Raw genomic sequence first — 21,612 nt, 5'->3', positions numbered from 1 at the left:
CCCCCTCACGCCGCCCGGCGCAGGATCTCCTCGGCCAGCGCCTGCATCTCCGCCGCCGCCTGGGTCTTGCGGGCGGCCTCGGTCACCGACAGGCCGGACAGCAGGGTCCCGGCGTAGGCGGTGCGGTTGCCGATCTGCGACTCCGCGATGTCCACCGCCGGCGGGTTCACCAGCTCGCGCACCCGCGCGATCAGCTCGTCGGCGATGCGGGCGCGCGGCGGCACGCGGTTCAGCACCAGCAGAAGGCGGCGCTTCTCCTGCGCGGCGAGGTCGAGCGTCGGCTGCACCGCCCACAGGTCCATCGGGCTGGGCTGCACCGGGGCGATGACGAGGCTGGCGGCGCGCACGGCGATGCGCGCCTCCGTCTGGGCGTGGGGCGGGCTGTCGATCAGCACGATGTCGTGGTCGCGGGCCAGCTTCTCGACCTCGGTCTGGGTGCGCCAGCCGGTGATCTGGACATGGGTGAAGCCGGGCTGCCCGCCCGTGGCCTCCGCCCGCACCGCCTGCCAGCGGGTCAGGCTGCCCTGCGGATCGATGTCCACCGTGGCGACCGAGCGCCCAAGCTGCATCCAGGCAATGGCGAGGTGCGCCACCAGCGTGGTCTTTCCGGCCCCGCCCTTCTGCTGAGCCACGGTGAAGACCTTGCCCGCCATGCCCACACCCATCATTTGGTTGTTTATCGCGCACACCCGTCATAAGGCTTGGACAGAGACGGCGCAACCGCGCGAATTGACTTCATCCCCCGACGCTTTACAAATCGTCCCGTGACCGACAAGCATCCCGACATCATCCCCGCCACGCCCGCCGGCCTCGCCCGCGCTGGCGAGGCCCTGCGCAGCGGCGACCTGGTCGCCTTCCCGACCGAGACCGTCTACGGCCTTGGCGGCGACGCCACCGACGACCGGGCCGTGGCCGCGATCTTCGCCGCCAAGGGCCGCCCGCAGTTCAACCCGCTGATCGCCCATGTGCCCGACCTGGAATCGGCCGAGGCCATCGCCGTGCTCGACGAGCGCGCGGTGGAGCTGGCCCACCAGTTCTGGCCCGGCCCGCTGACCCTGGTCCTGCCCCGCCGGGCCGAGGCCGGGCTGTCGCTTCTGGTGTCCGCCGGACTGGACAGCGTGGCGGTGCGCGTGCCCGCCCATCCGGTGGCGCAGGCCCTGCTGAAGGCCGCCGGCAAGCCGATCGCCGCCCCCAGCGCCAACCGCTCCGGCGCGGTCAGCCCGACCGCCCCGCACCACGTCATCGAGAGCCTGGGCGACCGGGTGAGCATGGTGGTCGCCGGCGGGAAGTGCCAGGTCGGGGTGGAATCCACCGTGCTCGACCTGACCGGCGAGACGCCCGTGCTGCTGCGCCCCGGCGCGGTGCTGCGCGAGGAGATCGAGCGGCTGATCGGCCCCATCCAGGTCTCCGCGGGCGACCCGGACGCCCCGAAATCGCCCGGCCAGCTGGAAAGCCACTACGCCCCCAACGCCCCGGTGCGGCTGAACGCCACGAGCGCCGAGGAGGACGAGGCGTTCCTGACCTTCGGCCCCGACCGCTTCATCCGCGGCGGCAAGGCCCGCCTGAACCTGAGCCTTCAGGGCGATTTGAACGAGGCGGCGGCAAACCTGTTCGCCCATCTCCGCGCGCTCGACCAGGAGGGTGCCCGCGCCATCGCGGTGATGCCGATCCCCGACGAGGGGCTGGGCGTGGCCATCAACGACCGGCTGCGGCGCGCGGCGGCCCCGCGGGGGTGACGGCGGGCCGGACGGTGGGGGTCGTCAGGAGGCGGGGCAGGCCGGCGGATGTTTCCGGTCGCGCAGGCGGCCCAGCAGCAGCTTCGCTTCGCCGTAAGCCTGCCGCGCCGCCTTCTCGGCGAGCGCGTCGGCTTCCGCGAGGTCGCAGGCCGTCCCCCGCCCTTCCATGATCATCGACGCCAGTTCCGTCTGCCCCCAGGCGTCGTTCTGCCCGGCGGCCAGACGGAGCCAGCGGACGGCTTCCTCGTCGTTCCTGCCGACCCCCTTGCCGGCGGCCAGGGCCAGGGCCCACCGGACCTGCCCCCGCGCATAGCCACTCTCCGCCGAGCGCCGATACCATCGCGCCGCCTCTTCGAGACTCGGCGGGACGACCTCGCCTTTCTCGTACTGGAAACCAAGGGCGGACTGGGCCGGGCCGTACCCCTGGTCGGCGGATTTGCGCAACCAGACCAGACCCTGCTCCACGTCCTTGACGCCGCCCTGTCCGCGCAGCAGCATGTTCGCGAGAAAGGCTTGCGCCACCTTGTCGCCCATGTCGGCGATGCGCCGATACAGGCGCAGGGCCTCCGCGCCATCCTTGGCGTGGTAAGTCCTTCTGCCGGCGAACAAACCGTTTTCATGGAGAACGCCCAGGTTCCTCGTTCCCAACGGGTCGCCCTTCTCGGCGGCCAGCCGGGTCAGCCGTACCCCCTCGGCCTTGTCTTCGGGAACGCCGCGCCCCTCCAGATACAGGACTCCCAGAACCGCCATGGCGCGCGCCGACCCACGATCGACCGCCTCGCGCAGCCAGGCGGCGGCGGCGGCCTCGTTTCCCTCCACGCCCCGGCCAAAGAGGAGCATGTACGCATAGTCCACCATGGCATCCGGAACGCCGTCCTCGGCGGCCTGCCGGTACCAATCGGCGGCCTCGACGTCGTTCTTGGCGATCGCGGTTCCCGTGCGTCCGGGTCCCCCCGACACCCCGCCGCCTTTTTCCCCGGTCGCGGCGCAGGCGGCGAGACACAATGCGCCCCCGGCCAGAAGCACGCGGAGACCCCGCGCTCCGATCTCCCGAAACGAATGAACGCGCGGCACGGCGTGAGTCCTATCGAAGGTTGGTGTCATACAATTGCCCGAGATACCGCTTGGCCGCGGCATCGCCCTGCGCCGCCGCCTTGAGCAGCAGGTTGCGGGCCTCCGCCGGATTCCGTTCGGTTCCCCGTCCGTCCATCATCATGCGCCCCAACATGCGTTGCGCCCGCGGGTCGTCACGGTCGGCCGCCATGCGCAGCCATTGCACAGCCTGGACCTCGTCCTTTTCGACGCCTCTGCCGTCGATCAGGTAGGTCGCCAGGTTCACCTGCGCGGTCAGCGCCCCCCGCTCCGCTCCGCGCCGGACCCACTTCGCCGCGTCGGGCCAGCTTTGGGGCACGCCGGTCCCCTCCGCGTACAGAACGCCCAGATTGTTGGCCGCCTGGGCATGCCCGGCATCGGCGGCCTTCCGGTAAAGCTCCGCCGCCGTCGCCTTGTCCTCGGCCACCCCGCGACCGCGTTCGTACGACACCCCGAGGTTGAACAGGGACCCCGTATCGCCCAGGTCGGCGGCCCGCCGGTACCAGCGGGCGGCCTCGGCATCGTCCTTGGCGACGCCGCGCCCGAAGCCGTAGGCGATGCCGACGTTCCTCATGGCCAGGGGGTTGCCCTGATCGGCCGCCATCCGGAACAGCCGGACGGCTTCCACGTCGTCCTTGGCGGCCTCCCGCCCGTCGGCGAGCATCACCCCCAACTCCACCATGGCACGCACGGAGTCGAGCGCCGAGGCCTTGCGCAGCCAGCGAACCGCCTCCGCCTCGTCCTTGGCGACGCCGCGCCCGGCGGCCAGCATGCCCGCATAGTCCACCATCGCTTCAGGAACGCCGTCCTCGGCGGCCTGCCGGTACCAGTGGGCCGCCTCGGAGTCGTTCCGGCCGATCCCGGACCCGGCGGTGGCGTTGCAGGCCCCGACCAGAAGGGCCACGCCGAGCATGGCGTGACGCCAGGGGCGCCGCCCCGCCGCGACGAACCGCTTTATAACCATAAGACGATTCAAGCCCATCATTCTTCCCGCAAAATCGGGCCGTCTTTCGCGGCTCTCCCGCAATGATTGCCATGACAGGCGGGCACGATCAATCACCGACCGGGCGTGATCCGCCGCATACGCGCGATCCGCAAGGCCCGACCGGCTGGAAAATCGCCGCGTTCGGCGCTATCAGTTCGCAGCACCGTCGCCACCATCCCCGGACCGTCCGCCCATGACCTCCGCCAGCCCCGCCTCCGCCGGCCTCGCCGACGCCCTCGACCGGATCCGCGCCATCGTCGGCCCGAACGGCCTTCTCACCGCGCCGGAGGACATGGCCCCCTACCTGTCGGAATGGCGCGGGCGCTTCAAGGGCAACAGCCCGGCGGTGGTCCGCCCGGCCAGCACCGAAGAGGTCGCGGCGGTGGTGACGATCTGCGCGGAGGCCGGCATCCCGGTCGTCCCGCAGGGCGGCAACACCAGCCTCGTCGGCGGCTCCATCCCCTACGAGGAAGGGCGCGAGATCGTCATCAGCCTGTCGCGGATGAACAAAATCCGCGGCATCGACACGCTGAACTACACCATGACGGTGGAGGCCGGCGTCGTGCTGAAGACCGCGCAGGAGGCGGCGAAGGACAAGGACCGCCTGCTGCCGATGAGCCTGGGGGCGGAGGGCACCTGCCAGATCGGCGGGCTGATCTCGACCAACGCCGGCGGCATCAACGTGCTGCGCTACGGCAACATGCGCGACCTCGTGCTGGGGCTGGAGGTCGTGCTGGCCGACGGGCGCGTCTGGAACGGGCTGCGCAGCCTTCGCAAGAACAACACCGGCTACGACCTGAAGCACCTGTTCATCGGGGCGGAGGGCACGCTGGGCATCGTCACCGCCGCGGTGCTGAAGCTCTACCCGCGCCCGCGCCAGGCGGAGACGGCCTTCATCGCCGTGCCCAGCCCCGCCGCCGCCATCGAGCTGCTGGCCCGCCTGCGCGCGGCGTCGGGCGACGCCGTGGCCGCCTTCGAGCTGATGTCGCGCCGCTGCCTGGAGTTCGCGCTCAAGCACGTCGCCGGCACCATCGACCCGCTGTCGGAGCCGTCGCCCTGGTACGTGCTGACCGAGCTGACCGCCGGCACCCAGTCCGACGCCTTCCGCGAGACGGTCGAGGCGGCGCTGGGCGAGGCCTTCGAGGCGGAGCTGGCCACCGACGCCACCATCGCCCAGTCGGAGACCCAGGCCAACCAGCTCTGGTTCATCCGCGAGGCCATCGTCGAGGCGCAGAAGTTCGAGGGCGGCTCGATCAAGAACGACGTGTCGGTCCCGGTGTCGCGCGTCGCCGAGTTCATCGAGCGCGCCGAAGCCGCCGTGGCCGCGGCCTGTCCCGGCATCCGCCCGACCCCCTTCGGCCATGTCGGCGACGGCAACATCCACTTCAACCTCAGCCAGCCGGAGGGCGCCGACACCGCCGCCTACCTCGCCCGCTGGGACGAGATCTGCCACATCGTGAACGAGGTCATCTTCGACCTGGACGGCTCAATCTCCGCCGAGCATGGCGTGGGCCGCTTCAAGAAGGATGAGATGCCGGTCATCAAGAGCCCGGTCGAGTTCGATCTGCTGCGCGCCATGAAGGCGGCGCTCGACCCCAAGGGCCTGCTGAACCCCGGCAAGATGCTGCCGTAAGGGGCTCTGCCCAAGAGGTGCTCTGCCTGCCCCGTGCGACCTTTCGCGGTTCCGGCCTGTTCGTAGGAGTCGGTCGGTAACCGCGGAACGGAGGCGGCGATGCTTCTCGCGATGTCGGCGTGGATGCGCCTGATGCTGGGCGAGGCCGAAATGGCGCCGGTCCCCGGCACGTCGTTGGCCGAGGCTCTGCCGCCGGAGCGGGAGCGCATCCGGCAGGCGGTGCATGGGGCGGTGACCGCCCATCCGCTGCACCGCGATCTGGTGCACACCCACCGGCTGGGAGGCTGCCAGTATTACGCCTTCGCCGGGGCGATGCTTCTGGAGTCCCTAGGCCACGGGCGGGCCGAGGTCGCGTTGGGCCGCGTGGCGTTCCGCAACTCCGAGGCCCACGGCCGGGCGCGCTGGCTCGGCTATCCGGCGGCGACCGCCGATGTCCGCCCGCCCGATCCGGCACAGCGGCGGCAGCAAACGGAGTCCTTCCCCTTCCACGCCTGGATTCACCTGACCGGCCCTGGCGGGCGGCGGGTCCTCATCGACTTCGACCTGACCAATGTGCTGCGTGAAGTAAGGCTGCGCGAGCCGCGCCATGCGACGGGCCTGAGCCGTCGGCCCCCGGCCTTCTGGGGAAGCGCCGCGGCGGCGCACCGGGCGGGCTTGCGATTCGAGCCGCACCGCCGCCTAACCGCTGACGCGCTGCTGCCCGGCGACCGCCGGGTCTTCGCGGCCATCGCGGGGGAAGCCCGCGACCGGCTCACGGACCGCTAGCCCCGACGTCAGGCGATCAGGCCGCCTTACTCGTCTCCGCCCCAGCCGTCGTCCCGGTTCCCTGTCCGACCACCTTGGACAGGCCCAGCCCGAGGCCCAGCCCCGTGTGCTCGTTCTGATCGGTGCGGACCGGCTGGTCGCGCATGCGGCGGTTGTCCTTGTCCTCGCCGTCCGGGCGGCGGCCACGGGCGGGCCGGCCGGAGATGCTGTCCACCTCGTCCGGCGTCTCCAGCGCATTCAGAGCCAGCACGTGGTAGATCGACAGCGGCGTGCCGTTCAGCGCCTTCTGCGGCATGCTGGGCACCTGGGTGGTGAAGCCGTCCGGCATGTCCTGGCGGCGCACCCGGTCGATGGCGGTCTGGGCCGGCGCAAAGTCGGCGTTGGGTGACTCCGCGAACTTCGTCGCGAAACGGTCGTAGATGTCCTTCAGCGACTTGGCCCGGCCGGTGTCCTTGTCGAAGAACACCGCCTTGTTGGCCGAGGCGGCGTCGGGGAACAGCTCCTTGGCGGCGCGGTTGGGGTTGTCCTGCATGGCGTTCAGGAACTTCGACGCCCCGCCCGCCCCGAGGAAATGCGCCATGTAGAGTTCGGTGGAGCCGACCTTCCCTTTGACCGTATCCTCCAGATACTCCTTGTTGTCGCGGGTGTACTCCGCGGCCATCAGGGCCGAGGCGTTGGGGTCCTTGCGCAGATCCAGGATCTCGCGCTTCAGGTCGGGATCGGTGACGTAGGGCCGGCCGTCGCCGCGCGTCTGGATCGCGTTGGCGTATTTGGCGTAGCCGTGGTCCGCCCCGTGGTCGCGCATCGTCGCCAGCCAGGTGCTGTCGATGAACTGGTAGAGCCCGGTCGCCGAGGAGGAGGAGGACTTCACGTCCGTCCGGTACCCGCTCTCCACGGCAGCTTTTTCCATGAGGTAGGAAAAATCGACCCCGGTCTTGGCGCTGGCGTTGCGGACCGCCGCCTCGACGTTCTCCGGCCCGCGGCTGGTCTTCGCGGCCTGGACGGCGGATTCGGCCTGACGGGCAAGGGCGGCGGCGATGGTCATGGGAGGAACCCCTGTGAGCGGTGCTGCCCAACTCTTGCAACAGGGATGCCAAGTCGGACGTCTCCTCCTGCGTCGCAGCCGCGCTGTTCGCGCCGCAACCCAGATGCCAATATTCCTGTCCGACGGCGAGGCTCGCCATGCACCATTCGGTACGGTATGGTGACGCGCACGTAAACCGCCCAAGCCGTGTTCACGCGCAATCGGGCACGCAGAAACGCACGCACAATCGGGTCACGGGAGGCCGCTCCATCCATGATTCCCTACACCGCTCCGGTCGATGACCTCCGCTTTGTCCTCAACGAGGTGGTCGGCCTCGAAACGGTCGCCGCGCTTCCGAACTGCGACTCGGCGGCCCCCGATCTGGTGGACGCCGTGCTGGAGGAAGCCGGCAAGTTCGCCTCCGGCGTTCTCGCCCCGCTGAACCGGGTCGGCGACAAGGAAGGCTCGGTGCTGGAGAACGGCGTGGTCCGCACGCCGACCGGCTGGAAGGACGCCTACAGCCAGTTCATCGAGAGCGGCTGGAACAGCCTGCCCTTCGAGCCGGACTATGGCGGGCAGGGCCTGCCCTGGACCGTGGCCTTCGCGGTGAACGAGATGTGGCAGGCGGCCAACCTGTCCTTCGGCCTGTGCCCGCTGCTGACCCAGGGCGCCGTCGATCTGCTGACCGAGCACGCCAGCGCGGAGCAGAAGGCGCTCTACCTGCCGAAGATGATCGCCGGCGAGTGGAACGGCACCATGAACCTGACCGAGCCGCAGGCGGGCTCCGACCTCGCCGCCGTGCGCACCCGCGCGGTGCGGGCGGAGGACGGGACCTACCGCATCACCGGCCAGAAGATCTTCATCACCTACGGCGAGCATGACCTGACGGACAACATCGTCCATCTCGTGCTGGCCCGCCTGCCCGACGCGCCTCCCGGCATCAAGGGCATCAGCCTGTTCATCGTGCCGAAGTTCCTGCCGAACGAGGACGGCACGCCGGGCGAGCGCAACGACCTGCGCTGCGCCAGCCTGGAGCACAAGCTGGGCATCATGGCCAGCCCAACCGCCGTCATGGCCTTCGGCGACAACGGCGGCGCCGTCGGCTTCCTGGTCGGCCAGGAGAACCGCGGCATCGAATACATGTTCACCATGATGAACAACGCCCGCCTCGGCGTCGGCATCCAGGGCGTTGCGATCGCCGAGCGCGCCTACCAGCAGGCCCGCGACTACGCCAAGGGCCGCGTGCAGAGCAAGGATCTGGCCGACCCGAAGGGCTCCGGCGTCGCCATCATCCGCCACCCGGACGTGCGCCGGATGCTGCTGGACATGCGCGCCAAGACCGAGGCCGCCCGCGCGCTGGCGCTCTACGCCGGCACCCAGCTCGACGTGTCCCGCCACCACGAGGACGCCGCGGTGCGCGCCGCCGCCACCGCCCGCGTGGACATCCTGACCCCCATCGTGAAGGCGTGGAGCACCGACATCGGCTGCGACGTCGCCTCCACCGGCGTGCAGATCCACGGCGGCATGGGCTTCATCGAGGAGACGGGGGCGGCCCAGCATTACCGCGACGCCCGCATCACGCCGATCTACGAGGGCACCAACGGCATCCACGCCAACGACCTGACCTTCCGCAAGACCGGCCGCGACGGCGGCGAGTCGGCCCGGACCTTCATCGCGGAGATGCGCGCCACGGTGGCGGAGTTGGAGAGCATTCCCGGCGACGACATGGAGGCGATCCGCACCAACCTGTCCGCCGGTCTGGACGCGCTGGAGCAGGCGGTGGCCTGGGTGGTCAAGACCCAGGCCGACGGCGACCTGCGCGCCGCCGCCGCGGGGGCCGTGAACTACCTCAAGCTGTGGGGCACGGTGGCCGGCGGCTGGATGCTCGCCCGCTCCGCCGCCAAGGCGCTGGACGGGCTGCGCCAGCCCGGCGCCAACGCGCCCTTCCTGGAGGCCAAGCTGGTCACCGCGCGCTTCTACGCCGAGCAGATCCTGGCCCAGGGGCCGGGCCTGCTGCTGCCGATCCTGACCGCTCACCGCACGGTCATGGCTCTGGGCGAAGACCAGTTCTAAGCAAGGCCGTGCTCCATCACTGTGGCGGTTTGGCCACAACCAGCTGAAACGCGGCCGGCGCCCCAAGCCGGCCGCAACTTTTGCGGTTGGTCCGCGTTCCCCGTTCGATCGAGACGTCCCAAGGGGAAACGCCGCATGCGCACCGCCGCCCTTCTCGCCTTCGCCCTCGCCGTTGCCGGAACCTCCGCCGTCACCGCCCAGACCATGGATGGTCCGGCCGAGTCCCCCTTCCACGTCGGCGCGCAGGCCAGCACGCTGGGGCTGGGGCTGGAGGCCGGCTACCGGGTGAATCCGATGTTCGGGCTGCGGCTGGGCGGCAACATGTTCACCTTCAGCACCGACCGCGGCATCTCCGGCGTCGATTACGATTTGGACGTGAAACTGCGCAGCTTCGGCGCGGTGCTGGACCTCTACCCCGTTGCCGGCACCGGCTTCCGCATCAGCGGCGGCGCGCGCATCAACTACAACAAGGCCGACCTGACCGGCACGCTGTCCGGCCCGCGCAGCTTCGGCGGGGTGGTGGTCACGCCGCAGCAGGCCGGCGAGTTGACCGGCAAGGCAACCTTCGACCGCGTCGCTCCCTATGCCGGCATCGGCTACAACGGCACGGTGTTCAGCCCGAACTTCAGCGTCGGCCTGGATCTCGGCGTGCTGTTCCAGGGCAGGCCTCGGGTCAGCCTGAGCGCCCCCGGCGTGGCGACCACGCCGGCCATCGCCGCCGTTCTGGAGGACCAGCGCCGCGAGGTGGAGGATTCAATCCGCGCCGCCCGCTTCTGGCCGGTGGTCGCGATCACCGCCTCCTACCGCTTTTGAGGGAGGGTCCGCTTTTGAGGGAAGACGGGCACCAAACGCCCCCATGAACCGTTACGCCTCCATGGATCAACTGTGGAGACCATCCCATGGCTCGTCGTAACGGGATTCGCACCGCCGTCCTTGTCCTTCCCCTCCTGGCCCTGCCGCTGCTGGCCGCCTGCGACGACCAGCAGTCGGCGGAGAAGACCGGCCAGGAGATCGGGCGCGCGGTGGACCAGACCGCCGAGCGCGTGGGCGAGGCCGCCAAGGGCATTGGCGCCGAGGCCGGCCGCATGATGCAGGACGCCGGCGCGGCCATCCAGCAGAAGGCCCGCGACGCCAAGGACGACATCAACCGGGAGACCGCTCCCGAGAAACCCTGAGGCGCCTCGCCCCCTCAGCAGCCGCCGGAATCCCAGGTGAACTGGCCGGAGAAGGGATCGTACCGGCGGCGGGCCTGAAACCGCACGCGCTCGCCATTTGAATAGGTGCGGTAACAGTCCCCATTGAAGCAGCGGGTGTTGCACGACACTCGGCCGGGAACGGGCGCCGGTTGGGGCGGATAGGGACCGCTTGACGCCGCCGGTTCCACCGGTGCAGGGGCCGGATTGCCCAAAAGGGAGGTTTTGACCCAGCCGACCCGGTGGCCGTCCGGAATGTAGACTTCCGTCCAGCCCGCCTCCCTGTCCTCACCGAGGCGATAGACGCCGGCTCCCTTGCTCAGCTTGGCAACGACCTCGGCCTTCTCGTCGCCGTTCGCCCGCACATTGACCGTCTGGCCGGCAACCTTCAACTGGCGCAGGTGGGGAAGGCTCTGTTCAAGGTTCCGGACCGCAGCCTCATTGCCGCCCCTCGCCGCCAAGGCGTACCAGTAGGCGGCCCATGCATGGTTGCGATCAACGCCGCGTCCCTCAGAATACATGAAGCCAAGGTTGTTCTGAGCGTTCGCATGGCCGTGCTCTGCGGCAAGGCGGTACCAGCGCACCGCTTCCCCGTCATCCTGCGCAATGCCGAGGCCGCTTGCATACATATACCCAAGATTGGCCTGGGCGTCTGTGTTCCCCTGATCGGCGGCAAGGCGGTACAAGCGCACCGCTTCCCGGTCGTCTCGTGCAACGCCAAGGCCTTTTCCATAGCTGAACCCAAGATTGGCTTGAGCCGCCGCATTCCCTTGATCGGCGGCGAGCCGGTACCAGCGCGCCGCCTCTCCGTCATCCTTCGCGACGCCGCGGCCTTCCGCGTGCATGGTTGCGAGGTTGTATTGGGCGTACTGATTGCCCTGACCCGCGGCAAGGCGGTACAGGCGCGCCGCCTCCCGGTCGTCCCGCGCCACACCCCGGCCGCTCGCGTGCATGGCGCCGAGAGCGTTTTGTGCGAAGGAATCACCTTCCTCGGCGGCAAGACGGAACCAGCGCGCCGCTTCCTGGTCGTCCCGTGCGACGCCTGATCCATTCGCATACATGCGACCAAGAGCGGCCCGAGCCACGGTGTATCCCTGGTCGGCCGCAAGACGGTACCAACGCGCCGCTTCCCCATCGTCCTTCGCGACGCCACGGCCATTGGCATACATGCCGCCAAGATTGTATTGAGCGTACTGAATGCCCTGGTCGGCGGAAAGACGGTACCAACGAGCCGCTTCCAGGTCGTCCCGCGCCACACCCCGGCCGTTCGCGTATATGATGCCAAGAGCGTTCTGCGCGATGGCATTGCCTTGCTCGGCGGCAAGACGGTACCAACGCACCGCTTCCTGGTCGTCCCGCGCCACACCCATTCCATTTTCATACATATGGCCAAGATTGCTCTGCGCGAAGGCATGACCTTGGTCGGCGAATTTCCGGAAAATACTCAACGCCTCTCGGAAATTTTTCCCGTTGTATGCGGCAATCCCTTCATCAAACGTCTGGGCAGATACTGAAGAGTTCCACAGGACTGCACACAGAACGAAAAATATTATTTTTGCCTTCATGACACCGAGCAACCGGAATGATCGAACCGGAAAGCACCATACAACCCGCTAAAGTTGTGCATCGCGAGGCAAATTGCCGCAGAGCTTAAATCAGACGAGGCGAACCGGAGCGGTCCGACAAGCGCCGACCACGCACCGTCAGCTTTTTTCCGGCCCGCGCAGCGTCCGCCACAGGCAGACCGCCGCGTAGTAGGCGCTGCTGGCAAGCCAGACGTACCAGACGGCGTCGGGACGGTCCGGATAGAGGACCACCAGCGCTGCGCTGGAAGCCAGCCACGCGCCGCTGACCAGAAGGTTCAGGCGCATCCAGCGGCGCACCCGGAAGGGATGCAGGAACTTGACCGTCGTGAAGGTCAGCAGGCCGAGGACCAGCACCACCGCGGTGTTGATCCATGGGTCGAGCGCCAGAAGCCACAGATAGAGCGCGACCACGTTCCAGATCGCCGGGAAGCCGACGAAGTAGTTGTCGCCGCTCTTCATCCCGGTGTTCGAGAAGCAGTAGAGCGAGGTCATCATGATGAAGGCGGCCAGCGCCACGCCGAACCCGTCCGGCAGCAGGCCGAAGCGGTACATGAAAACCGCCGGGACGACGACGTAGGTCAGATAGTCGATCACGAGGTCGAGCGCCGACCCGTCGATGCCCGGCAGCACCTCCTTCACCGAGGCGCGTCGGGCCAGGGTGCCGTCCACCCCGTCGACCACCAGGGCCAGCCCCAGCCAGCCCAGGCACGCCTTGGCCTCGCCGTTGACCGCGGCGAGCAGGGCCAGCAGCCCGAGCACGACGCCGCTGCCCGTGAAGGCGTGCACACCCCAGGCCGACAGCCGCCGCCCGATCCCGTAACCGCCGTCGCTGTCGTCCTTGAACCCGCTGTCCACTGAGCGCCTCATCGTCCCGTTGGCGCCAACCTAGCCATACGCCGCGAAAAGTCCAAGCGGGTCGGTGTTGGAGACTGTCCCGCACCGCGGGGGCACCCCTCTCCCTACTCCGCCGCGCGCGCAGCCGCGCCCGGCGAGTGGTCCGGACCGGCGAAGGCCGGGCTGTCCCTCAGCGCCTCGGGCTTCGGCCCGCCGGTCGCCCAGTCGAGCAGTTCCACCGTGTGGACGACCGGCAGCCCGGTCCCGGTGGCGATCTGGGTGATGCAGCCGAGGTTGCCGGCGGCGATGGCCGCGGCCTTGGTGCTTTCGATGTTGCGGACCTTGCGGTCGCGCAGTTGCACGGCGATCTCCGGCTGGAGCATGTTGTAGGTGCCGGCGGAGCCGCAGCAGATGTGCGCCTCCGGGATCTCCTTCACCTCGAAGCCGGCGCCGCGCAGCAGAGCCCGCGGTGGGTCCTTGATGCGCTGGCCGTGCTGCATGGAGCAGGCGGAATGGTAGGCGATGGCCTGCCCCGTCTCGATCACCGGGGCGGACAGACCGATCTCCGCCAGGAACTCCGTCACGTCGCGGGCGATGGCCGCCACGCGCAAAGCCTTTGGCGCATATTCCGCGTCCTCGCGGAACTGGAAGGCGTAATCCTTCACCGTGGTGCCGCAGCCCGAGGTGTTGACGATGATGGCGTCCAGCCCCTCCCCGTCCATCTCGGCGATCCAGGCGTCGATGGTCTTCCGCGCCGAGGCGTCGCTGAGATCGGTCTTGCCCATGTGATGGGTCAGGGCGCCGCAACAGTCGGCGCCCTTGGCCACCACCACCTCGACCCCATGGCGGTTCAGCAGGCGGATGGTCGCCTCGTTGATCTGCGGGGCCAGCACCTGCTGGGCGCAGCCGACCAGCAAAGCGGCGCGCTGGCGGCGCGGCCCGACCGCCGGGTGGCTGCCCGGCCGGTCGCTGTGACTCGGCCCCGGCACCGACGTCGGCGCCAGTGCCAGGAGCGCTCCCAGCCGCCCCGGCAGCAGCCCGGCGAAGGGCTTGCCGAACCAGGCGGCGATCAGGGCCAGCCGGAACAGCCGCGGGTTGGGCAGCACGCGGGCCAGCAGGTCGCGGATGGCGCGGTCGGCGGGCGGGCGGGCGTGGGTCGCCTCGACATGGGCGCGGGCGTGATCGACCAGATGCATGTAGTTGACGCCCGACGGGCAGGTCGTCATGCAGGACAGGCAGGAGAGGCAGCGGTCGATGTGCTTCACCTGATGCTCGGTGGGCGGCCCGCCCTTTTCCAGCATGTCCTTGATCTGGTAGATGCGGCCGCGCGGGCTGTCCAGCTCGTCGCCCAGCAGGACATAGGTCGGACAGGTCGCCGTGCAGAAGCCGCAATGGACGCACTTTCGCAGGATCGCTTCCGAATCCCGGTAATCGGCGTTGGCGAGCTGGGTCAGCGTGAAGTTCGTCTGCATGGATGCCTACACTCCCGCGTACATGCGGCCGGGGTTCAGGATGCCGCAGGGGTCGAAGCTCTCCTTCACCCGGCGGCTCAGCGCCATCACCGGGTCGGGCAAGGGCTGGAAGACCTCCGCCGCGCTCCGCACATCCTCGGGCGCGCGCACCAGCGTCGCGTGGCCGGCGGTGCCCAGCGCGCCGCGGATCGCCGTGGCGGAGTCGGGGGTCGGTGCCACCGCCGCCCAGATCAGCCCACCGCCCCAGTCGAAATACAGCTCCGCGTCGAGCGCCCAGCGGATCGACTCCGCCACGCGCGGCCCTTCGGAGGGCTGGACGGAGATTTTCCAGACGTGGCGCGTATCCTGGCCCCCACCCCGACCCTCCCCCGCTGACGCAGGGGAGGGAGAATGGTCCCCTCCCCCGCCCAGCGGGGGAGGGTTAGGGTGGGGGCAAACGAGGGTTGGCGTGTGGGGGCAAAAGAACGCCACATCCCGAACCTCCTTCCACACCGCCCGCGACTCCTCCCGGTCCAGCACGGCGTCGGCGCCAAGCTCCTCCTTCAGCGCGGCCACACGAGCGGTGACGGACGGGCCGAAGCCCTCCACCCGCACCAGCGTGACCGCCCCGCCCACCGCGACGACCGGCCGGACATGGGACCGCGCCGCCACCGCGGCCGGCAGATGGGCGGCGCCGGACACGTCGTAGGGGCTCTGCAGCGCCGCGGTCAGCGCCGCGACGGCCGCGGCGTCCTCGCGCCCGGCCAGCAGCAGCGTCCGGACATCCTCCGGCGCCGGCAGCACCTTCACCGTCAGTTCGGTCAGCACGGTCAGCGTGCCGAAGGAGCCGGCCATCAGCTTGGGCACGTCATAGCCGGTGACGTTCTTCACCACCTTGCCACCGCCCTTGTAGAGGTCGCCGCGCCCGTTCACCCCCTCGATCCCCAGCGTGTGGTCGCGGGCGGAGCCGGCGCTGATGCGCCGCGGCCCGGCCAACCCGCAGGATATCACCCCGCCCAGCGTCCCCTGCCCCTCCGGTTGACCGAGCAGCGGCCCGAGGTCCTGCGGCTCGAAGGCGAGCTGCTGCCGCCGCTCCGCCAGCATCGGCAGGATCTCGGCCATCGGCGTGCCGGCCCTGGCGGTCAGCACCAGCTCCTCCGCCTCGTAGGCGACGACCCCGGACAGGCCGGACAGGTCGAGCGTGCAGGCGGTCTGGATCGGACGCCCGAGGCCGCGCTTGGAGCCCGAACCGGCGACGTCCAGAGGCGTCCCCTCCGACAAGGCCCAGCGCACCGCGTCGGCGGCCTGGGTCACCGAGTCGGGCTTGAAGGTGGTCACGGTCATGCGGGGGGCCTCAGAACCGGGGGATATCGGGGAAGCGCAGCTCCCCCTTGTGGATGTGGACGCGGCCCAGCTCGGCGCAGCGGTGCAGCTTGGGGAAGACCTTGCCGGGGTTCAGCAGCCCGTCGGGATCGAAGGCGCATTTGATGCGCTGCTGCTGGTCGAGATCGACCTCGTCGAACTGGTCGGTCATCAGGTCGCGCTTCTCCACCCCCACGCCGTGCTCGCCGGTCAGCACGCCGCCGACCTCGACGCACAGGCGCAGGATGTCGTTGCCGAAGGCCTCCGCCCGCTCCAGCTCGCCCGGCTTGTTGGCGTCGTAGAGGATCAGCGGGTGCAGGTTGCCATCCCCGGCGTGGAAGACGTTGGCGACCCGCAGGGCGTAGCGGTCGGACATCTCCTGCATGCGGTGCAACACCAGGGGCAGCGCCTTGCGCGGGATGGTGCCGTCCATGCAGTAGTAATCGGGGCTGATGCGCCCCACCGCCGGGAAGGCCGCCTTGCGCCCGGCCCAGAAGGACAGCCGCTCCTCCTCCGAGGTCGAGACCCGGGAGTAGCAGCAGCCCTTGGACCGCGCGATCTCCGCGACCTGATCGATCAGATGGTCGACCTCCGCCGCCGGGCCGTCCAGTTCGACGATCAGCAGGGCCTCGACGTCCAGCGGGTAGCCGGCGTGGACGAAATCCTCCGCCGCGTGGATGGCCGGCTTGTCCATCATCTCCATGCCGCCGGGGATGATGCCCGCCGCGATGATGGCGGCCACGCAGTCGCCGCCCTGCTCGCTGGTCGGAAAGCCGATCAGAACGGCGCGGGCGGTGGCCGGCTTCCTGAGGATGCGCACCGTCACCTCGGTCACCACCCCGAGCAGCCCCTCGGAGCCGGTGACCACGCCCATCAGGTCGTAGCCGCCGGCGTCGAGATGCTTGCCGCCCAGCCGCAGGATGGTGCCGTCCATCAGCACCATCTCCAGCCCCAGCACGTTGTTGGTGGTCAGCCCGTATTTCAGGCAATGCACCCCGCCGGAATTCTCGGCGATGTTGCCGCCGATGGTGCAGGCGATCTGGCTGGAGGGGTCGGGCGCGTAATAGAAACCCTCATGCGCCACGGCGGTGGAGATGCCGAGGTTGGTCACCCCCGGCTGGGTCACCACGCAGCGGTTGGCGAAGTCGATGTCCAGGATGCGGTTGAACTTGCCCATCCCCAGCAGCACGCCGTCGGCCAGCGGCAGCGCCCCGCCCGACAGGGAGGTGCCGGCGCCGCGCGGCACCACCTTCACCCCCATCGCCTTGCAGGTCCTGAGCACCCGGCTCACCTGCTCCACCGTGCTGGGGAGCACCACGACCATGGGCAGCTGGCGGTAGGCGGTCAGCCCGTCGCATTCATAGGCGCGCAGTTCGCTTTCGTCGGCGATCACCCCTTCGCCGGGCACGATGGCCCGCAGCGCTGCGATGATCTCGCGGCGGCGCGCGATGACGCCGTCGTCGGGCGCGGGCATCCGCATGGCCGGCCTTCCTCCCCTCTTGTCGGTCGCCCGGATTGTTCCTGCGGCGTTCCTGTTTCAGAGGTAGCATCGAAGCCGCGCCGGCACCAGTCCCCCTTTTGTCGCCCGACCCCGGTCAGGCCGGAGCGGGCACCTTCTGAAGCGTCGTCAGCAGGTGGAAGCCGCGCCATTCCTGCGACAGGACGCGGAAGGCCCCGCGGAAGCCGTAATTGGCCGCCCAACGGTGCCGGTCGTCGAAATAGAGGGCGAAGGTGTTCTCGGTGATGATGTTGACGTGGGTGGGGTCCTGGAACGCCTCGGCGTGCGGATAGGCGGGGGTCTGGGAATAGAAGAGCCCGTCCGGCTTCAGGACGCGGTGGATCTCGTCCATCAGCGCGATGAAGCTGTAGCGGCGGCGCGGCGCATAGACGATTCGCGGCACATGCTCGATCACGTCGAAGGCGGTGACGTAGTCGAAGTAGGCGTCCTCGAAGGGGAGCGAATCCACGGCCAGATCCGCCGTCCGGATGTGCGATGCGGGGTGATCCTCAACATCGAGTCCGAACAGCTCGCTCGCAGAAAAGGGGTTTTTTGGGTTGGGGCCGCAACCCAGGTCCAAACTTTTGGTCATCCAACAACTCCGGATCGCACAGGCGACCTGAAACTGTCCGGAATTGATGCCGCTTTCAACCGAAACAAATGCCAAGCACGCAAAACGCGACGCCGCGCCGTCCCAAGGGAACGGCGCGGCGTCGCGTTCAACAACACAGCACGCGTCGGCCGGGCGGACCCGGCCGCCGGTCTCAGCCCTGACGGGCCTTGAAGCGCGGGTTCTGCTTGTTGATGACGTAGACGCGGCCCTTGCGGCGGATCACGCGGCAAGCCTTGTGGCGCGTCTTCATCGACTTGAGAGAGTTAACGATCTTCATAGTTCTTCATCCTGGTCGGTCGGCGGCTCGATCGAAGGCGCGCACCATAGTGCGGCGCACCCCCGCTGTCAACGGCCCCCGTCGTGGTTGCGTTTCCCGAAGAATACGGCCGTTTCGACGCTACTCCGCCGGTTTCAGCGCGTAGAAACGACACACCCGCATCCCCGCCTCGATGGCGGACACACGGCGGACCCACAACTCCACCTCGTCCATCACGGCGAGCTTGGTCTCGTGGTCCATATGGTGGCGCTCCAGATGCTCGACCAAGCCCTGGATGGCGCTCACGATCAGGCCGCGGTGGGTGTCGGTGATGTCCTCGGCGATTCGCAGGTCCAGGTTCCGCTGCGCGAAGGCGGCGGCCATCTGGTCCTTCGACCACAGATGGGGCTGCATCGGCTCCTTGTCGCACCAGATCCGGACGGCCTTGGCCCCGGCCAGCGCCGGCTCGATCACGTAATCGGTCATCAGCAGGTGGCCGCGCGGCTTCAGGGCCAGTTCCATCCCGTCGAACAGCTGGTCCTTGCCGCGGACGGAGAACATCCCCTCCTTGTAGACGATGGCGTCCACGCGCTTGGAATAGCTGAAATTCTCCGGGTCGTAGGTTTCGATCGGGGCCTTCTTCTCCAGCCCTTCCTTGAAGGAGCGGATCATCCCCTCCTTCGCCAGAAGCTCCGACGCCTCCAGCCCGGTGACCCAGCAGCCGTACTTGCTCGCCATGGTGCGGCTGGTGCCGCCCAGCCCGGCGGACAGGTCCAGGACGCTCATCGCGGGGTTGAGGCCGAGCGGCTTCACCAGGTAGGGGATGTGGTCGTGACCGCCCGGCGTGTTGAAGCCCTCGCCCCACAGCTTCTCGGCCACCTCGATCCGCGTGGCGCTCCACAGCGGCTTGCCCCAGCGGTTCACGCCGGGACCATGGCCCCGGAGGGCGGGCTGGGCCGGCGCGGCGGCGGGCGGCGGCTTGCCATCCTCCTCCCCGCCCCTGCCCTTCAGGCCGGAGAGGTCGTACCCTTCCCACCACGCGTGAAGGCGGGTCTTGAGCGTGATGCGGGGAGCGCCCGCGTGATCGTGTCCGCCGTTATCGCTCATCGCCTTCGCGCCTGCCCCGTTGCCTGGACCGCCGGACGAATTCATTCCGACTTTCACAGTATCCGGGCGCTCCGCTCGTGCAAGCGCAAAATCCTGCGTCACATTACCGTAAGGCCTTCTCCGCGTGCGGATCGTCCATGGCGGCGACCCGCGTCCCGGCGGCGCGCAGCACCGCGGTGCAGGCGGGCGGCATGCTGACGTAGCGCGGCTGCGGCTTGCCGTTGTGCCGCTCCACCACCGGATAGACGGAGCCGAGCCAGGACGCGACCTCGTCGCCGCAGCCGTCGCCGTCGGGAATATCGCGCTGGTCCTCGCATTGCGGGCTTCCCGCCGGACAGCCCAGCCGGATGTGCATGTGCCCGTCATGGCCGTGCCAGGGCCGCAGCTTGCGCAGGAAGGCGCGGTCCGGCCAGGAGTGGCGGCACATGGCGAGCTTGATCGCCGGGTTGACGAAGATGCGGGTCACCCGCGGGTCGCTGGCGGCGATGCGGACGAGCTGGGCCTGCCGTTCCGACCAGTCCTCGGTGACGCGGACGCGCCCGTAATCGACGTATTTGATCTCGGTCAGGCTTTCCCGCGCGTTGCGCCCCATCGGCGGGTGGTCGAGGCGAAGCCAGACGTCGGCGTCGAGCCCGATCTGATGGCTGGCGTGACCGAAGCTCATCGGGCCGCCGCGCGCCTGCCCCATGTCGCCGATCAGCGCGGTCCCCAGCCCGGCCGCCGCGACCTTCCGCCCGAAGCCCTTCAGATAGTCGATCAGCTCCGGGTGGCCGTAGTAGCGCTGGCGGGACATGCGGATCACCTGATAGCCGGCGCCCTCCCCCGGCAGGGCCTGCGCGCCGGTGATGCAGCCCGCGGCGTAGCCGCCAATGGACTGGGCCGACCCCAGGGCGGGGCCGCTCACCTGACTCCAGGCGATGGAGTTGGGGGCGGGCGGCGCGGGCTTCTTTTTCTTGTGCGATCCGGCCTCGGCGGGGCCGGCCAAAGCGGCGGCGACCAGGGCCGCCGCGAGAATCCCGGCCATCGGGCCAATCGCCAAGCGCCGCATCATCTTCCCCCACGGACCGCCAATCGGGAAAGATTAGAGCCAATGTTTCTTAACGAAAGGTGAGGCACACGCTCATGTCACAACCGATTTCGACTTGACGGGAAGGATGAAGGGCCACAGCCATCGCCCGTTTACTGCTCAGTCCAAGGTCTGCCGGTAGCGTCTCAGAGCGACGACCGTGACCACAACCAGAAACACCAGCAGCGCCGCCACCTCCCCCGCGATCTCCGCCGGGCCGTTGCCTTTCAGGAGGATGCCGCGGACGATGCGCAGGAAATGGGTCAGCGGCAACACCTCCCCCACCGCCTGCGCCCAGCCGGGCATGCCGCGGAAGGGGAACATGAAGCCGGACAGCAGCATCGACGGCAGAAAGAAGAAGAAGGACATCTGCATCGCCTGGAGCTGGTTCCGCGCCACGGTGGAGAAGGTGAAGCCCACCGCCAGATTGGCGGCGATGAACAGCACCAGCACGGTCGACAGCAGGGCCAGGCTGCCGACGATGGGCACGCCGAACAGCAGCCGGGCCGCCAGGATGATGATGACGACCTGGATGTAGCCGACCAGGATGAAGGGCACGATCTTGCCCAGCATCACCTCGAACGGGCGGACGGGCATGGACAGCAGGTTCTCCATCGTCCCGCGCTCCCGCTCGCGGGTGACGGCCAGCGCGGTCATCATCACCATCGTCATGGTCAGGACCACGCCCATCAGGCCGGGCACCACGTTGTACTGGGTGATGCCCTCCGGGTTGTAGCGGCGGTGGACCCGCAGCTCGACCGGATCGGGGGTGGCGCGCAGATGGGCCAGCGGCCCGGTCAGGTCGGGGTCCAGCGCCTGCCGCGCAAGGGTGGACAGGGCGGCCAGCGCGTTGCTGGTCGCCGCAGGATCGGTCGCGTCGGCCTCCACCAGCAGCACGGGCCGCTCGCCCCGCTGCAGGTCGCGGGCGAATTCGGCGGGAATGGTGACGGCGAACTGCACCCGCCCCTCCGCCAGCAGGCGGTCCAGCTCCGCCGGGCCGTCGGCGCTGCGCGTCACGTCGAAATAGCCGGAATTCGCCATGGCCGACACCAGGGTCCGCGCGAAGGGGCTGGAGTCGGCGGCGTGAACGGCGGTCGGCAGACTCTTGGGGTCGGAGTTGATGGCGAAGCCGAACAGCACGAGTTGCAGCACCGGCACCCCCACCATCATGGCGAAGGTCAGCCGGTCGCGCCGCATCTGGATGAATTCCTTGACCATCACCGCAACGAAGCGCGCGAAGGAAAACCGCATCACGACGCCCTCCCCAACCGTGCATTTCAAAAATGAAACACAACCTTCTACTTCAATCCCGCATCGTGAAACTTGAGGCCCGTTGAC

General features: G+C 69.1%; 20 protein-coding genes. 6 read left to right on the top strand and 14 right to left on the bottom strand.

Going from position 1 to position 21,612, the window contains the following annotated elements:
- Positions 1 to 5: 5 nt before the first annotated feature.
- Entirely contained in the window at positions 6 to 653 is a 648-nt protein-coding gene (gene parA, locus FHW79_RS20225) for a ParA family partition ATPase (RefSeq protein WP_183180630.1), read from the bottom strand.
- Positions 654 to 764: 111 nt separating this feature from the next.
- Here parA and FHW79_RS20220 point away from each other — a divergent pair, with 111 nt between their 5' ends.
- Positions 765 to 1,736 (top strand): L-threonylcarbamoyladenylate synthase, encoded by a 972-nt coding sequence (locus FHW79_RS20220; protein ID WP_183180600.1) that lies wholly within the window; start codon positions 765 to 767, stop codon positions 1,734 to 1,736.
- Positions 1,737 to 1,760: 24 nt separating this feature from the next.
- On the opposite strand, the gene FHW79_RS20215 is transcribed toward FHW79_RS20220, so the two are convergent.
- Together FHW79_RS20215 and FHW79_RS20210 are read right to left on the bottom strand one after the other, a co-directional pair.
- Positions 1,761 to 2,696 (bottom strand): SEL1-like repeat protein, encoded by a 936-nt coding sequence (locus tag FHW79_RS20215; RefSeq protein ID WP_183180599.1) that lies wholly within the window; start codon positions 2,694 to 2,696, stop codon positions 1,761 to 1,763.
- A 124-nt stretch (positions 2,697 to 2,820) separates the two neighbouring features.
- Positions 2,821 to 3,792 carry an SEL1-like repeat protein gene (locus FHW79_RS20210; protein ID WP_183180598.1) on the bottom strand — a complete coding sequence of 324 codons (972 nt, stop codon included), beginning with the start codon at positions 3,790 to 3,792 and terminating at the stop codon, positions 2,821 to 2,823.
- A 214-nt stretch (positions 3,793 to 4,006) separates the two neighbouring features.
- Between FHW79_RS20210 and FHW79_RS20205 the strand changes: the two genes are divergently transcribed.
- Both FHW79_RS20205 and FHW79_RS20200 read left to right on the top strand, forming a co-directional pair.
- Complete coding sequence (locus FHW79_RS20205) at positions 4,007 to 5,446, top strand: FAD-binding oxidoreductase (protein ID WP_183180597.1); 1,440 nt, start codon at positions 4,007 to 4,009, stop codon at positions 5,444 to 5,446.
- 99 nt (positions 5,447 to 5,545) lie between these two features.
- Positions 5,546 to 6,211 (top strand): hypothetical protein, encoded by a 666-nt coding sequence (locus FHW79_RS20200; protein WP_183180596.1) that lies wholly within the window; start codon positions 5,546 to 5,548, stop codon positions 6,209 to 6,211.
- A 16-nt stretch (positions 6,212 to 6,227) separates the two neighbouring features.
- Here the strand turns inward: FHW79_RS20200 and FHW79_RS20195 are convergent, their stop codons facing one another.
- Positions 6,228 to 7,256: a hypothetical protein gene (locus FHW79_RS20195; RefSeq protein ID WP_183180595.1), complete on the bottom strand. Its 1,029-nt coding sequence runs from the start codon at positions 7,254 to 7,256 to the stop codon at positions 6,228 to 6,230.
- A gap of 252 nt (positions 7,257 to 7,508) precedes the next feature.
- On the opposite strand from FHW79_RS20195, the gene FHW79_RS20190 reads away from it, so the two are divergent.
- The 3 genes from FHW79_RS20190 to FHW79_RS20180 all read left to right on the top strand — a co-directional run bounded on the left by FHW79_RS20190 (position 7,509) and on the right by FHW79_RS20180 (position 10,483).
- A complete protein-coding gene (locus tag FHW79_RS20190; protein ID WP_183180594.1) occupies positions 7,509 to 9,308 on the top strand; it encodes an acyl-CoA dehydrogenase in 1,800 nt (599 codons plus the stop codon).
- A 135-nt stretch (positions 9,309 to 9,443) separates the two neighbouring features.
- The gene (locus tag FHW79_RS20185; RefSeq protein ID WP_183180593.1) at positions 9,444 to 10,121 is read left to right on the top strand and encodes a hypothetical protein; all 678 of its coding nucleotides are present in this window, start codon (positions 9,444 to 9,446) and stop codon (positions 10,119 to 10,121) included.
- Between the two features lie 86 nt (positions 10,122 to 10,207).
- The gene (locus FHW79_RS20180) at positions 10,208 to 10,483 is read left to right on the top strand and encodes a hypothetical protein (RefSeq protein ID WP_183180592.1); all 276 of its coding nucleotides are present in this window, start codon (positions 10,208 to 10,210) and stop codon (positions 10,481 to 10,483) included.
- A gap of 14 nt (positions 10,484 to 10,497) precedes the next feature.
- Here the strand turns inward: FHW79_RS20180 and FHW79_RS33320 are convergent, their stop codons facing one another.
- The 10 genes from FHW79_RS33320 to FHW79_RS20130 form a co-directional block, all read right to left on the bottom strand.
- On the bottom strand, positions 10,498 to 12,066 hold the full coding sequence (locus FHW79_RS33320; RefSeq protein ID WP_183180591.1) for an SEL1-like repeat protein: 1,569 nt from the start codon (positions 12,064 to 12,066) through the stop codon (positions 10,498 to 10,500).
- A 138-nt stretch (positions 12,067 to 12,204) separates the two neighbouring features.
- Positions 12,205 to 12,942 carry a phosphatidylcholine synthase gene (pcsA, locus tag FHW79_RS20170; protein WP_183180590.1) on the bottom strand — a complete coding sequence of 246 codons (738 nt, stop codon included), beginning with the start codon at positions 12,940 to 12,942 and terminating at the stop codon, positions 12,205 to 12,207.
- A 104-nt stretch (positions 12,943 to 13,046) separates the two neighbouring features.
- Complete coding sequence (glcF, locus tag FHW79_RS20165; protein ID WP_183180589.1) at positions 13,047 to 14,393, bottom strand: glycolate oxidase subunit GlcF; 1,347 nt, start codon at positions 14,391 to 14,393, stop codon at positions 13,047 to 13,049.
- 6 nt (positions 14,394 to 14,399) lie between these two features.
- Positions 14,400 to 15,716, bottom strand: coding sequence for an FAD-binding protein (locus tag FHW79_RS20160; RefSeq protein WP_183180588.1), 1,317 nt, complete (start codon positions 15,714 to 15,716; stop codon positions 14,400 to 14,402).
- A 10-nt stretch (positions 15,717 to 15,726) separates the two neighbouring features.
- Complete coding sequence (locus FHW79_RS20155) at positions 15,727 to 17,214, bottom strand: FAD-linked oxidase C-terminal domain-containing protein (RefSeq protein WP_183180587.1); 1,488 nt, start codon at positions 17,212 to 17,214, stop codon at positions 15,727 to 15,729.
- Between the two features lie 115 nt (positions 17,215 to 17,329).
- A complete protein-coding gene (locus FHW79_RS20150) occupies positions 17,330 to 17,824 on the bottom strand; it encodes a class I SAM-dependent methyltransferase (RefSeq protein WP_183180586.1) in 495 nt (164 codons plus the stop codon).
- Positions 17,825 to 17,996: 172 nt separating this feature from the next.
- A complete protein-coding gene (gene ykgO / locus FHW79_RS20145) occupies positions 17,997 to 18,122 on the bottom strand; it encodes a type B 50S ribosomal protein L36 (protein WP_012973122.1) in 126 nt (41 codons plus the stop codon).
- Between the two features lie 120 nt (positions 18,123 to 18,242).
- Positions 18,243 to 19,208 carry a class I SAM-dependent methyltransferase gene (locus FHW79_RS20140; RefSeq protein ID WP_183180585.1) on the bottom strand — a complete coding sequence of 322 codons (966 nt, stop codon included), beginning with the start codon at positions 19,206 to 19,208 and terminating at the stop codon, positions 18,243 to 18,245.
- 103 nt (positions 19,209 to 19,311) lie between these two features.
- On the bottom strand, positions 19,312 to 20,232 hold the full coding sequence (gene mepA, locus FHW79_RS20135) for a penicillin-insensitive murein endopeptidase (protein WP_247884512.1): 921 nt from the start codon (positions 20,230 to 20,232) through the stop codon (positions 19,312 to 19,314).
- A 162-nt stretch (positions 20,233 to 20,394) separates the two neighbouring features.
- On the bottom strand, positions 20,395 to 21,525 hold the full coding sequence (locus FHW79_RS20130) for an ABC transporter permease (protein WP_183180583.1): 1,131 nt from the start codon (positions 21,523 to 21,525) through the stop codon (positions 20,395 to 20,397).
- Positions 21,526 to 21,612 lie beyond the last annotated feature (87 nt).

This window comes from Azospirillum sp. OGB3, assembly GCF_014192915.1.
Taxonomy (GTDB): domain Bacteria; phylum Pseudomonadota; class Alphaproteobacteria; order Azospirillales; family Azospirillaceae; genus Azospirillum.
This window is presented reverse-complemented; position numbering and strand designations above follow the sequence as displayed.

What these genes read in the sequence shown, in the direction of transcription:
- FHW79_RS20130 (WP_183180583.1), bottom strand. Translation starts at nt 21,525, where the DNA reads ATGCGGTTTTCCTTCGCGCGCTTCGTTGCGGTGATGGTCAAGGAATTC.
- FHW79_RS20210 (WP_183180598.1), bottom strand. Translation starts at nt 3,792, where the DNA reads ATGGTTATAAAGCGGTTCGTCGCGGCGGGGCGGCGCCCCTGGCGTCAC.
- FHW79_RS20140 (WP_183180585.1), bottom strand. Translation starts at nt 19,208, where the DNA reads ATGAGCGATAACGGCGGACACGATCACGCGGGCGCTCCCCGCATCACG.
- FHW79_RS20195 (WP_183180595.1), bottom strand. Translation starts at nt 7,256, where the DNA reads ATGACCATCGCCGCCGCCCTTGCCCGTCAGGCCGAATCCGCCGTCCAG.
- FHW79_RS20205 (WP_183180597.1), top strand. Translation starts at nt 4,007, where the DNA reads ATGACCTCCGCCAGCCCCGCCTCCGCCGGCCTCGCCGACGCCCTCGAC.
- mepA (WP_247884512.1), bottom strand. Translation starts at nt 20,232, where the DNA reads ATGGCCGGGATTCTCGCGGCGGCCCTGGTCGCCGCCGCTTTGGCCGGC.
- ykgO (WP_012973122.1), bottom strand. Translation starts at nt 18,122, where the DNA reads ATGAAGATCGTTAACTCTCTCAAGTCGATGAAGACGCGCCACAAGGCT.
- FHW79_RS20180 (WP_183180592.1), top strand. Translation starts at nt 10,208, where the DNA reads ATGGCTCGTCGTAACGGGATTCGCACCGCCGTCCTTGTCCTTCCCCTC.
- FHW79_RS20160 (WP_183180588.1), bottom strand. Translation starts at nt 15,716, where the DNA reads ATGACCGTGACCACCTTCAAGCCCGACTCGGTGACCCAGGCCGCCGAC.
- FHW79_RS20200 (WP_183180596.1), top strand. Translation starts at nt 5,546, where the DNA reads ATGCTTCTCGCGATGTCGGCGTGGATGCGCCTGATGCTGGGCGAGGCC.
- FHW79_RS33320 (WP_183180591.1), bottom strand. Translation starts at nt 12,066, where the DNA reads ATGAAGGCAAAAATAATATTTTTCGTTCTGTGTGCAGTCCTGTGGAAC.
- parA (WP_183180630.1), bottom strand. Translation starts at nt 653, where the DNA reads ATGGCGGGCAAGGTCTTCACCGTGGCTCAGCAGAAGGGCGGGGCCGGA.
- FHW79_RS20150 (WP_183180586.1), bottom strand. Translation starts at nt 17,824, where the DNA reads ATGACCAAAAGTTTGGACCTGGGTTGCGGCCCCAACCCAAAAAACCCC.
- glcF (WP_183180589.1), bottom strand. Translation starts at nt 14,393, where the DNA reads ATGCAGACGAACTTCACGCTGACCCAGCTCGCCAACGCCGATTACCGG.
- FHW79_RS20185 (WP_183180593.1), top strand. Translation starts at nt 9,444, where the DNA reads ATGCGCACCGCCGCCCTTCTCGCCTTCGCCCTCGCCGTTGCCGGAACC.
- FHW79_RS20155 (WP_183180587.1), bottom strand. Translation starts at nt 17,214, where the DNA reads ATGCGGATGCCCGCGCCCGACGACGGCGTCATCGCGCGCCGCCGCGAG.
- FHW79_RS20190 (WP_183180594.1), top strand. Translation starts at nt 7,509, where the DNA reads ATGATTCCCTACACCGCTCCGGTCGATGACCTCCGCTTTGTCCTCAAC.